The following is an 11,800-nucleotide window of genomic DNA, read 5'->3' on the forward strand; positions in this document are numbered from 1 at the left end:
TGTGTGGGCGGACTTTTCGTTACTGTAGCTACCCATTGTACGCAGGGGCTCGGCGGGATATTGGGCAGTGCACCCTCAGCCCGCCCTCAGCGAACGCTGATATTGCAAGCTGAGGGCGGTTCGGTACCTTTTTTCTGTCTTTTAGTACCAGCGGGAGGCGTCCGGCAGCTGCGAGGACAGCCCCGCCTTTGCTGCCTGTTCGTAGGCAGCGGGTAGTGCCGCGATGAGGCGCGCAATATCGGCTCCGGTGGTCGAGTGACCGAGGGTGAAGCGCTGGGCGCTGCGGGCGGTGTCTTCGTCCATTCCCATTGCCATGAGCACGTGGGAGGGGCGGGTCACCCCGGCGTTGCAGGCGGAGCCGGTGGAGCTGCTGATGCCCTGCATGTCCAGCAGGAAGAGCAGGGTGTCACCTTCTGCGTTTTCGAAGGTGAAGTGGGCGTTGCCGGGCAGTCGCTTCTGGCCGGGGTATTCTTCGGTGAGCGGGTTTTCGCCGCTCAGGTGCGCCTGAGGGATGAGCGCGCTAATTGCCGCAACGAGTTCGTTGCGTAGCGCGGCGATGCGGGCGGATTCTTTGTCGAGGTGCTGTACCGAGTGCACGGCGGCCTCTGCGAAACCTGCGATGGCGGGTGCGTCGATGGTGCCGGAGCGTACGGAGCGTTCCTGGCCGCCTCCGTGGAGGACGGGGGTCATCTGCACGGCACGGGTTGCAACCAGCGCGCCGATGCCCATGGGACCACCGATTTTGTGGCCGGAGATTGCGAGGGTCGCTACCCCGCTGGCGTGGAAGTCAATGGGGATTGCGCCGAATGCCTGCACCGCGTCCGAGTGCACGGGAATACCGTATTCGGCGGCGATAGCGGCGATCTCGGGGATGGGCTGTACGGTACCGACCTCATTGTTCGCCCACATGACGGTCACGAGCGCGACGTCTTCGGGGTTCTTTTCGATGAGTTCGCGGACGGTTTGCGGGTTGACGCTACCGTGCTCGTCTACGGGGATCCATTCGAGCTGCGCGCCTTCTGCCTTTTCGAGCCATTCGCAGGTTTCTTCCACGGCGTGGTGTTCAATGGAGGAGACGAGAATTCGGGTGCGCTGCGGGTTTTCTTCGCGGCGTTTCCAGTAGATGCCCTTGACGGCGAGGTTGTCTGCTTCGGTGCCGCCGGAGGTGAAAATAATTTCGGCGGGGTCGGCTCCGACGGCGCGGGCGATGCGTTCGCGGGCGTACTCGACGGTGGCGCGGGCATCACGTCCGGTAGCGTGCAGGGAGGAGGGGTTGCCGCCGTTGCGCATCTGTTCGACCATGGCGTCGATGGCTGCGGGCAGTACGTCGGTGGTGGCGGCGTGGTCAAGGTAGACGCGGCCGTTCTGACGGTTGGTTTCTGCGCTCATGGTTCCTCCTGCTGGGTTGTTCGGCGGTTTTTCGCCTCGCTTATTTTATCGCGCTCTATCCGCGCTCTTCTAGGTGTGTTCACCTGCGGCTGGGTCGGCGAGCGCTACTGCCCCGGGACGCTCAATGCTGGTCGGGGGCTGTTCCGGGCTGGTCGGGGGCTGCGCGGTACACTTAGGAACGTGTTCAAGATTCTTTTCTATACCCCTGAGATTCCGGGCAATACCGGCAATGCTATCCGTTTGGCGGCGATTACTGGCGCTGAGCTGCACCTGGTGAAGCCGCTGGGCTTTAACTTTGATGATGCGCATCTGCGCCGTGCGGGTCTGGACTACCACGACCTGGCGGTGGTGACGGTGCACGAGACCCTCGAGGATGCGTGGGAGGCTCTGGCTCCGGAGCGTGTTTTTGCGTTCACGACGACTGCTTCGACGTCGTATGCGGATATTGAGTACCGTCCCGGTGACGTGTTCATGTTTGGTCCGGAGTCGGTGGGGCTGCCTGCTGAGGTTCAGCAGGACCCGCACGTGACTAAGCGGGTGAAGATTCCGATGAAGCCGGGTCGCCGTTCGCTGAACCTGGCTAATTCTGCGTCCATTGCGATTTTTGAGGCGTGGCGTCAGAACGGTTTTGAGGGAGGCGCTATCTAGCATGGCTGCAGCACACCATAATCTGCCGGGGCCTCTGGTTCAGCAGATTCTGGAGACGCGCCCTCCCCTGGCTGAGCAGATTCGCCAGGATCCGCAGAATAGGGAGTTCACGGAGCAGGGTTGGGAGCCGGTCTATTCGGCGTCCCCAAAGGCGCGTATTGTGGTGATTGGTCAGGCGCCTGGGCGTGCCGCGCAGGAGAGCCGTATCCCGTGGAATGACCCGAGCGGCGTGAAGTTGCGCGAGTGGATGGGCGTGACGGATGAGCAGTTCTATGACCCCGACCTGATTTCGCTGTTGCCGATGGATTTCTATTACCCGGGTAAGGGCGCGCACGGCGATAACCCGCCGCGTAAGGATTTCGCCCCGAAGTGGCATCCGCAGCTTCTGGAGCTCATGCCGAACGTTCAGCTAATTCTGCTGGTGGGGGCTTACTCTCAGAAGCACTACCTGGATGGTGTGCACGCCCCTAAGGCGCAGAAGAACCTGACGGAGACGGTTCGTGCGTGGGAGTCTTATCTTCCTAAGTTTCTGCCGCTGGTGCATCCTTCGCCGCTGAATTTTAGGTGGCAGGCGAAGAACCCGTGGTTCGAGCAGGAGGTTGTCCCGGCTTTGCAGAAGCGCGTGGGCGAGGTTCTCGAGGGCGTCTAATTCTCCCCTAATCTGCAACGCCAATACAGTTTGCTGTACTAACAAAAGAAAGCTCCCACCCCATACGCGGGGTGGGAGCTTTCTTTGTGTACGCTATGTTGCGTTCTTGCTGAACGTTATAGGCAACTGAGCGGGTGTCTCTCAGCCGTATCTCTCAACGTTCGTTGGCGCAACGCGTTTTGCTTCTGGCTGTTTACTTCTGGCTGTCGGCGTCGCCCAGGGTCACGGTGATGTCATGGGTGGAGGAGCCGCGCTTAATCTTCAGCTTCAGATCAGAGCCTGCTGCCGCGGCACGCACGGTACCGTTAAGCTCGTCGCTCTTGGTCACGGCGTGACCGTCGGCTTCAATCACGACGTCGCCGGATCGCAGGCCTGCCTTCGCGGCGGGGCTGTTAGATTCTACCGAGGCAATTTCAACGCCACCGGGGATGAGCTTGGACGAGCCCGAACCGGTGTCCGCGGGGCTGTTCTTTACGCTCGCGCCCAGGTAGCCGTGGGTTGCCTTACCCTTGGCAATGATCTCGGAGGAGATGCGCTTGGCGTAGTTGGAGGTAATGGAGAACGCCATACCGTCGGCGGTGCCGCCGTCCTGGCTTGCCTGACCCTGCGCGTTAATGCCGACCAGTTCGCCCTTGAGGTTCACCAGCGGGCCACCGGAGTTACCGTGGTTGATGGGCACATCAACCTGAATCATGGGGATGTAGTTCTGACCCTTCGCGTCAGCGGGCTGCACGCGGTTGACGTTCGAGACTACGCCGGCGGTCACCGATTCGCTACGACGATACGGCGCGCCGAGGGCAACCACGGCTTCGCCGGAGACCAGCTTGGAGGAGTCGCCCCAGGTGATGGGCTGCAGGTCCAGGCCGGAGGGGTTAATCTTCAGGACTGCCAGGTCAGCGGCAGAGTCCAGGCCTACCACGGATGCGGTGCGTACGGTACCGTCGCTCAGGCGAACCTCAATGGTGGATGCTTCTCTGGAAGATTCGAGGGTGACCACGTGGTGGTTGGTGAGGATGTGGCCGTCCTTGTCGAGGACGACACCACTACCGCCGCCGGAGGTGGAGCCACTTGAGGCCATGATGGTCACGGTAGAGGGCAGGACCTTCTTCGCGGTTTCTGCTACGCCTGCCACGGTGGAAGAGTTGCTGATATTGGAGCTGACGGAACCACGGGAGGAGGTGCTGGTGGAGCTGTTATTCGATGCTGCGATGCCGCCTCCGACACCCGCGCCAACGCCACCGCCAACGAGGGCTGCAAGCAGAGCCGCGGTGAGCACAACACCTGCGCCGTAACGCTTGTTGTTATCGGTGTTCTGGCGTGCAGACTGCGCCGAAGCGACCTGAGCAGCGGCTGCCTGGGGGTAGGTGTAGCCGGGAGAAGCATATGCTTGCGGGTATGCGTTCTGACCCTGCTGCTGGTTTGCGGGCTGGTAGCTTGCCTGTCCGTTCACGTTCTGCAGGGGACGGGTTGCATCCGTGACGCCGTCATTGCCGCCGTAAGACCATCCGTTATTTTGAGTCATGAGTTCTCCTAGAGTCGTGCGTATGCGTCACCCTGGGCGCACGCTATCTTTCTACTGTAGATGGTGTTTCATTGCGTTCTATATCTTTTTGCTGTTGGTTATCGGGGAGTTCCCTGGGAATTTTCCTCGCACCCTTTCATCGGCAGCTGATTCGCTGGTCTGAGATACCCGGCGATTTGCCCGGCAGCTAGTTTATTTTGGGGCTTTGTTCACTATTTTTCGTCACTCTCAGGTTTCTCTTTTAAAGAGCCCAGTTTTTCTTCACGGTTTACACAGCATGACGCTTCTTGGTACACAGCTTGAACACAGGGTTGCTCCGTAATGTTGAAGGCACATAGAGCCGAGAACAAAGGCAAAGGACAAAGGTAAAGGAGAAACCCATGATGATCGGCACCCTGATTTTCTGTGCGATCTTGGCAAGCTCCATCGGTATTGGTGCGGGTATTGTGGCGTGTTGCTCGGGAATGGTGTACCGCCGTCATCGTGCGGAAAAGGCCTCCGAGCTGGCTCAGCAGATGGCTACCCACGCACTGACTGCCGGTAGGTAGCGTATAAAGTTTGATAGTTTTCCGGGGCGGGAGATGAGAGCCCTGCACCGGGAGGGGCGAGAATCCCCAGTATGTCCCGAAGGGTCGGTGTGAGGACCGGCCCGGGTGTGATAATGAGTTGAGTGATGATTGATGCGGCGTGAGCCCCTACATGGGGCGCACGCCGCATCGTCTTTTAACTGTGAGGCGGATGCGGATGCGAGCACGGGAAGCACTGGCGGAGAGCACCCGGTACCCCGGCTACTTCCCTTTTAGTATGCGGTAAGGCAACGGCGTTGCGAGCACCCGGGATTTAGCTGGGTTATGGTGAAGTCATGAGGATTATTTCTGCTGTTTTCGCTCTTGTTGGCGCGCTGCCGATCATGCCTGCGGCGGTGGCGTCTTCCCTAGACGGCGCAACACGCCTGTATGCGTTGCTTATATTTGTTCTAATCTGCGCGGCTGTAGCGTTTTTCGCGTCGTTGAGCCCTTCGCGCCGTCGTGCGCGTGAGATTAGGCGGCAGGTACTGCAACAGCAGCAGAACCAGGCGATGAATCAGCAGGTACCACCTCAGCAGGGGCCTTCACAGCAAGTACCCCCTCAGCAGGTACAGGGCGCGGTGAGCTACCCGATGCATTACCAACCGAAACCGGCACAGCCCGGTGGTAGCGTTCAGCAGCCGGCACAGCCCCCGATCCCCCAGCAGGATCAGGCTGTCGAAGCTCAACAGGCTCAGGCACAGCAGACTCAGTCGCCTCAGCCTCCTCAGCAGCCGGTGGCGGCGCCATCCCCGTTGGAGCCGATGCAGGCCGGTGGTGTCTCCGGTTCTTCGGCACAGAACCACTCGGCACAGAACCACTCGGCGCAAAACCATTCAGCAGAAAGCCAGGAACAGCAGAGCATGCCCCAGAACACCCCGGCGCAGCCTGAAGAGCGCCCGCAGCAGGAGACCGCCCAGCAGGCTCCCAAGAGTAACCCGGCGCCCTCTGACCATTTCTCTTTGAGCACCAACTTCAAGCTCATTCCCCCTCTAGAGAATGCGCAGCGTAGCCGCTACCCCATGGTGCTTTCTGTCAGTACATCAGAGGATGAGGTCTTTGCGCTGCCGTCGATTAGCGGTGTGCCGCAGCATCTGCTGGTCGGCACGCAGGAGAATCATGTTCCGCTGAATCAGCGTCCGCGCCGGCAGCAGATCGATATTCTTGAGAACTATCTCATGCGTGCGGTCATGAACCTGCAGACGCTCGAGCGTGCGCAGGTTTCTCCGTTGCACTGTTTCAAGGAGACTGCCCAGGCTGACCGCGCGGTGCTTGCCGCCGAGCTGGAAGAAACCATCCGGGTATCTCAGCTGAAGCTGAGCGGGGCGCTGGAGTTCTATACGTCCCTGCCTCGTCTGGCGGATACCCCGGGTTCTTTCGCGTTTGCTCGCGATCATGCGCTCTCCCTGAGCGCCACCGTCATTAGCCTGACCGAGGAGTGCTTTGAGCGTACCTTCCGTTGGCGTCTGCTGGAGGATACCCTCCCAGATTCTTTGAGCGACCGCCTGTATGCGGTGCGTTATCTGCGTGAGAGCGCACAGAAGCTGGCGGCTTTTGTGGAACTGAGCGAATTTGACCGCGCTATGCAGCTTGCCGAGACATGGAAGAAGACTGCTCGTAAGGATTCGAAGATCGATGAGGCCAAGGTCTGGAATGAGATGACCGAAGTCGCCTTTAACGTTCTGCCCGAGTTGCGAGAGCGGGCGTTGAAGGGCGTTCAGTCTACGTTGGAGTTTAGCGAGCTTTTCTACCGTTCCGGCGATGATGGTACGCACCGTATGCTCCGTCCGGAACAGCTAAGCGAGTTTGAGCTCAAGGGCGTGCAGTCCACGCTGGAAGAGCGCCTGGAGAAGGTGCGTCTTGAGCTTCAGGATGCGGAGTTCTGCGCCGCTGTCTTGTGCCTGCAGGCGCGCTCTGTCATTGAGCTTCTCCAGGAGCTTCTGCAGGTTGAGCAGGACGGCGTTCTAGCGGAGGTTGTGACCGATTTGCGGGCGCTTGCTCATTACTCGCCCGACCTTGCCGAGAAGCCTATCCAGACGTTGATGTTCAGCCGCGAACAGTACGCCCCGGATGGGGAGGATCTTCCGACCATTGGCGAGCGCATCCGTTCCCTCTCGAGTGTTCCCGAGGTTCTGGCGTTCGTTCACTACGAGGGACCGGAGCTTCTGGTGGGTAGCTTGAATCAGAACGAGGCGTCTTCCGAGGAGGCGCTCTCCGAGGGCCTGCTCTCGGAGGCGATGGCATTCTCTTCCATACCGTTGTCTGTGTTGCGCACCCATTCGAGACTTCTGAAGCAGGTGCTTCGTCTGCAGAATCTGCGTTTGAAGCTGGCGTGGGTGAGTAGCTGTAGCGGCTACATGCCTTTGAGCCTGGTTGAACGGTATTACGTCGGCTCCTCTGCCGGGGATGAGGATTTGAAGGAGCTGACCGAAAATATTGAGGCGCTCGCTGAGCTTCTGGATGCCCATTCTAATTCCCAGGTGTATAAGGGCCGTGGTGTGCCGACTACGCCCTTTTTGTGGTCACAGATGCGAAAGCAGGCAGATCGCAGTTCTAGGTTGCTGAATACTGTGCAGTTCTTAGGCTGGATGTTCGCCTCATCTTCGCGGGTTCAGGTAGTGAACGGCATAGCACAGAGCATCCACGATGTTAATGCCGCGGAGGTAGTGGAGCACCTGATGAGCAATCTAAAGATTGCGCGTCGGCGCTAACTGTCTGAATAGCCGGTGAGCCGGGGTCTGGCGTGAGGCTAGACGCCGGCTCACCTGTATACCGGCTTTCCTGTATACCGGCTTTCCTGTATAAAGCCTGGGAAGACGGTAAACGGTCGGCAAACAGCGGCGCAATATTCTCGTATCTGTGCTGTTGGGCCCCTGTGCCACCGCTACACTAATAATGTGACCAGCACTAAGGTGTGCGATGAACACGCACGCCGTGAAGTGCAGGTCCGTTCATACTTCACGACAACGGAGGAAAGACCATGACCGAGCACGCCTTTGCGCGTCAGATTCGTCCCGCACGCCCTCGCCTGCGCACTATCTTGGGTGCCACAGTGCTGGCGGCAGGTCTTTCTTGTGCCCCGGTGGTTCTGCCGGCTGGTTCTGCATTTTTGAGCACCTCGGCGCAGGCTGCTGACCCGATGCAGATTACGGGCACCACTGTGTACGATTCCACGAACTCTTTGGGTGATACCGCTACCCTGAAGTCTAAGATTTCTGCTCTGTCGAAGAAGCACAACGTGGATTTGCATGTGGTGGTCATCGATAAGTTTGAGAACCCGTCTACTTCTTCGAGCTGGACGAAGGCGCTTGCTACGAAGAACAATTGGGGTTCTGCCGATGTGGTGCTGGTGATTGCTACCGAGTCTCGCCAGGCGTATTTCTTGGCTGGTAGCACGAAGACCCTGTCGAGTGATCAGCAGACCAAGGTGTACCAGAACTACATTAAACCGAAGCTGCAGAATAGTGACTATTCGGGTGCGGCACTGGCCGCGGTTGAGGGTATCGAGGCTCAGAAGGGCGGTAGCTCTTCGGGTGTTGTAACCGGCGTGCTCGGTGTGGGTGCTGCGGCGACCGTGGGTGCTGGCGGTTACGCGATGTACCGCCGCCGCAAGAAGAAGAACGCTCAGCAGCAGCCTCAGCGTTCCTACGGTGCGCCTCGTAACTACTCCCCCATTCCGGAGGTTCCGCTGGAGGAGCTGCGCACTCGCGCCGGTAGCGCCCTGCTGCAGGCTGATACGACGATGAGCCACGCGAAGCAGGAACTGGATTTTGCGCGCGCACAGTACAGCGATCAGCAGGTTGCTGAGTTCGCCCAGGAGATTGCGCGTGCTGAGGATCTGATGCGTAAGTCCTTCCAGCGTCAGCAGCTCCTGACCGATAGCATCCCCGATACCGAGGCTGAGCAGCGTGCCTGGTTGACTGAGATTATTGATAACTCTCAGGAAGTCACCCGCATTGCTCAGGAGCAGGACGCTAAGCTGGCTCAGTTGCGCAACCTGGAGCAGGAGGCACCGCAGGCTATTGAGGCTCTGGCTCAGCGTCTGCCGCAGCTGCGTGCCTCGGTGGAGGAGATTGCCGCCCAGTACCGCGCATTGAAGGAACGTTACCTACCCAGCGCCCTGGAGCCCATTTCGAAGACTCCCACCCTGTTGGACTCGAACATGGTGCTGTGCGCTGCGGAGGTTGAGAAGGCTCAGGCGACCGTTGCGACCGCTCGTTCGGAGGCAGTTGCTCACCTGCGCACCGCTGAGGAAGCCGCCTCGCAGATTCAGACTCTGGGTGCGGCAGTCAATACCCGCGCGCAGGAGCTGGAGCAGGCTCAGCTGGGTCTGAGCACCGACCTGCTGAGCATTCAGCGTGACGTGGCGGAGGCGAAGAGCCTGGCTGCATCTCAGCGTCGCGATGATTTGGGTGCGGTCGCTGCCGGTATGGAGGCGGTGCTCAACCAGGTCAATCAGAGCGCTTCGGCTCGCCCGAATGACCCGCTGACTCTGGCGAACCAGCTGCGTCAGCTTTCCGCCGAGCTGGATAAGGCAATGACGAATATGCGTGCTACCCGCGAGCGTTCTCGTGCGGCTTCGCAGAACCTGGATCGTACGATGCGTTCTGCGTACGCTGCGGTGAACGGTGCGCGTAGCTACATCAATAACCGCCGTGCTGCGGTGGGTCCGATGACCCTGACCGCTGTTTCTGAGGCGGAGCGTCACCTGGGTCAGGCTCAGCGTCTGGCTTCTTCGGATCCGCTGAACGCTATGAAGGAAGCCAACATGGCGATTCAGAAGGCGACCGACGCGCAGAACCGAGCTCAGAGCGAGGTCGGCAACTACTACAACAACCAGAACGACCGCGGCGGCGGTAGCTTCGGCGGTGACCTGGCGAAGGGCCTGCTGCTGGGCGCTCTGATGACCGCGATGAACTCCGGCACCAGTAGCTGGGGTAGCAGCGGCGGCCACAGCAGTGGTGGTAGTAGCGGCGGCAGCTGGGGCGGCGGCTTCAGCGGCGGTGGCGGCGATTGGGGTAGCGGCGGTGGTGACGGCGGTAGCTTCTAACCGCCTCCGATGCTACCGATTCTGTCGGTCGGTTTCTGTAGGTTTTTCTACAGTCTGACCGGCGGGGTGGATAGCTTACCTCACCGCTTTCTTCCCCAGTCGGAAAACACCTGAGGTAATTTACCAAAAGTTTAGGTTGCAGAAATCAGGCGTGCATCATTTTCACAGCATGCACCCAGAAATCTGCCACATAATTAGTTATACGGGCACGGCTCACGAGGAGCGTAGTGCTCCCCCGCAGCCCGTGAACAGAAAGTAGGAGATTATGGCTAAGCAGACCATCTTCGGCCGTATTGCACAGCTCGCTAAGGCAAACATCAACGCTCTGATTGATGCAGCTGAGGACCCGGAGAAGATGCTGGACCAGATGGTTCGTGACTACACCAACAACATCCGCGAGGCGGAGGCTGCAGTAGCACAGACCATCGGCAACCTGCGTCTGCTCGAGAAGGACCACGCTGAGGACGTCAAGACCGCTCAGGAGTGGGGCACCAAGGCTCTGGCAGCTTCTAACAAGGCTGATGAGTTCCGCGCAGCTGGCGACGTTGCCAACGCTGACAAGTTCGATAACCTCGCGAAGATTGCTCTGAACAAGCAGCTGCTGGCTGAGAAGGCTGCGCAGGCTGTTGAGCCTCAGCTGGCTTCTCAGACTCAGGTTGTCAACCAGCTCAAGGACGGCCTGGAGAAGATGCGCTCCAAGCTTGAAGAGGTCAAGTACAAGCGCGATGAGCTGACCGCACGTCAGAAGACTGCAGCAGCTCAGACCCAGGTGAACGACGCTCTGAAGGCGTTCGACGTTCTGGACCCGACCAGCGAGATGAGCCGCTTCGAAGAGAAGGTTCGCCGCGAAGAGGCACGCGTCATCGGTCAGCAGGAGCTGGCAGCTTCCTCCCTGGACGCACAGTTCAACACCCTGGACCAGATGGAGCGCGACACCGAGCTGGACGCTCGCCTGGCTGCTCTGAAGGCAAAGAACGCTCCAGCAGCTCCGGCTCCCCTGGCTGTGGAATCCCCCACCCAGACCCTCTAAGCCTAGGATCTTCTAAGCTTGGTCTAGCGTATAGCTTCTTGAGCTAAACCTATAGAAAGAACCGCCCCGTTCCTGAATTTCAGGAGCGGGGCGGTTCTTTATGCGTTAGGGGCCGTGCGCCTTAGTTAGCGTAGATGTACAGGTAGCCTGCCATAGCGTCACGGGTGATGGCTGCCGAGGAGGTGGAGCCGGTACCGATGCCGTTGGAGGCAGCCCACGCCAGAGCCTGGGACGCGTAGCCGCCCTGAGCCTGTGCCGGGGAGCCAGCTGCACGGTACATGAACTCAGCCATGGTGGACTCGGTGACGGCTTCCAGGGGGCGGAAGTCGCTACCGCTGATGCCCTGCTGGCTCAGCCAGAAAATCTCCTTGTACGCGGGGTGGTTGACCGGAACGTCGCTGAACGGCGAAACAGCCGGTGCGTTCACTGCGGGGCGGCCAGCCACGCGGTACAGGTAGGTTGCCAGCTGCGCACGGTTGACCGATGCGTTCGGGCGGAAGGTACCGTCCGCGAAGCCGAGCATGATGCGGTGATCAGAGTTCCAGCTGATCTCGTTGTAGTTCGGGTTCGAGTCGGACAGGTCGCTGTAGCCCAGCGCGGGGGTCTTACCGGCGAAGTCCAGGGAGGACGCCAGGATGTGCGGCAGGTCGTAATCGTGGTGGCTGAAGCCGTCAATCAGCTTCACGCGGGCATCGGAGAAGCCTGCGCCCAGGTATGCGTTGTATCCAGACTCGACTGCGCCTCGTGCGCTCCAGGTGACGGGGTTGGTGTTACCGGAGGTGTCCTTCGCACCAACCCACCAGTACATCGGGGATGCCTTGGTGGTTGCGTCAGCGTCCACGGAGCCATCCGAGTCGCCGCCTGCGACCATGATGGAGCCGCCGCCGTTACGCCAGGAGGTGTTGTGGTCGGTCAGCTCGTAGGTGATGAACTCAGCGCCACCGGA

At 59.8% G+C, this 11,800-nt stretch carries 9 protein-coding genes; 6 read left to right on the forward strand and 3 right to left on the reverse strand.

What is annotated here, in order from left to right:
- Nucleotides 1-141 precede the first annotated feature (141 nt).
- Nucleotides 142-1,389 carry a cysteine desulfurase family protein gene (locus HMPREF2528_RS08920; RefSeq protein ID WP_070543763.1) on the reverse strand — a complete coding sequence of 416 codons (1,248 nt, stop codon included), beginning with the start codon at nt 1,387-1,389 and terminating at the stop codon, nt 142-144.
- A gap of 180 nt (nt 1,390-1,569) precedes the next feature.
- Between HMPREF2528_RS08920 and HMPREF2528_RS08925 the strand changes: the two genes are divergently transcribed.
- Nucleotides 1,570-2,037: a tRNA (cytidine(34)-2'-O)-methyltransferase gene (locus tag HMPREF2528_RS08925; RefSeq protein ID WP_049352650.1), complete on the forward strand. Its 468-nt coding sequence runs from the start codon at nt 1,570-1,572 to the stop codon at nt 2,035-2,037.
- Nucleotide 2,038: 1 nt separating this feature from the next.
- On the forward strand, nt 2,039-2,686 hold the full coding sequence (locus HMPREF2528_RS08930; RefSeq protein ID WP_070543764.1) for a uracil-DNA glycosylase family protein: 648 nt from the start codon (nt 2,039-2,041) through the stop codon (nt 2,684-2,686).
- Between the two features lie 193 nt (nt 2,687-2,879).
- Here the strand turns inward: HMPREF2528_RS08930 and HMPREF2528_RS08935 are convergent, their stop codons facing one another.
- Nucleotides 2,880-4,208: a S1C family serine protease gene (locus tag HMPREF2528_RS08935; protein WP_070543765.1), complete on the reverse strand. Its 1,329-nt coding sequence runs from the start codon at nt 4,206-4,208 to the stop codon at nt 2,880-2,882.
- Nucleotides 4,209-4,588: 380 nt separating this feature from the next.
- On the opposite strand from HMPREF2528_RS08935, the gene HMPREF2528_RS09185 reads away from it, so the two are divergent.
- The 4 genes from HMPREF2528_RS09185 to HMPREF2528_RS08950 all read left to right on the forward strand — a co-directional run bounded on the left by HMPREF2528_RS09185 (nt 4,589) and on the right by HMPREF2528_RS08950 (nt 10,854).
- Nucleotides 4,589-4,756: a hypothetical protein gene (locus tag HMPREF2528_RS09185; protein ID WP_168160863.1), complete on the forward strand. Its 168-nt coding sequence runs from the start codon at nt 4,589-4,591 to the stop codon at nt 4,754-4,756.
- Between the two features lie 314 nt (nt 4,757-5,070).
- On the forward strand, nt 5,071-7,485 hold the full coding sequence (locus HMPREF2528_RS08940) for a non-ribosomal peptide synthetase subunit (protein WP_070543766.1): 2,415 nt from the start codon (nt 5,071-5,073) through the stop codon (nt 7,483-7,485).
- Nucleotides 7,486-7,754: 269 nt separating this feature from the next.
- Nucleotides 7,755-9,824 (forward strand): TPM domain-containing protein, encoded by a 2,070-nt coding sequence (locus HMPREF2528_RS08945; RefSeq protein ID WP_070543767.1) that lies wholly within the window; start codon nt 7,755-7,757, stop codon nt 9,822-9,824.
- A gap of 265 nt (nt 9,825-10,089) precedes the next feature.
- Nucleotides 10,090-10,854: a PspA/IM30 family protein gene (locus HMPREF2528_RS08950; RefSeq protein ID WP_070543768.1), complete on the forward strand. Its 765-nt coding sequence runs from the start codon at nt 10,090-10,092 to the stop codon at nt 10,852-10,854.
- A gap of 121 nt (nt 10,855-10,975) precedes the next feature.
- On the opposite strand, the gene HMPREF2528_RS08955 is transcribed toward HMPREF2528_RS08950, so the two are convergent.
- On the reverse strand, nt 10,976-11,800 hold an 825-nt coding region (locus HMPREF2528_RS08955), incomplete at its 5' end, for an S-layer homology domain-containing protein (RefSeq protein ID WP_141744706.1).

Source organism: Rothia sp. HMSC078H08, from assembly GCF_001808955.1.
In the GTDB taxonomy this organism is placed as follows: Bacteria; Actinomycetota; Actinomycetes; order Actinomycetales; family Micrococcaceae; genus Rothia.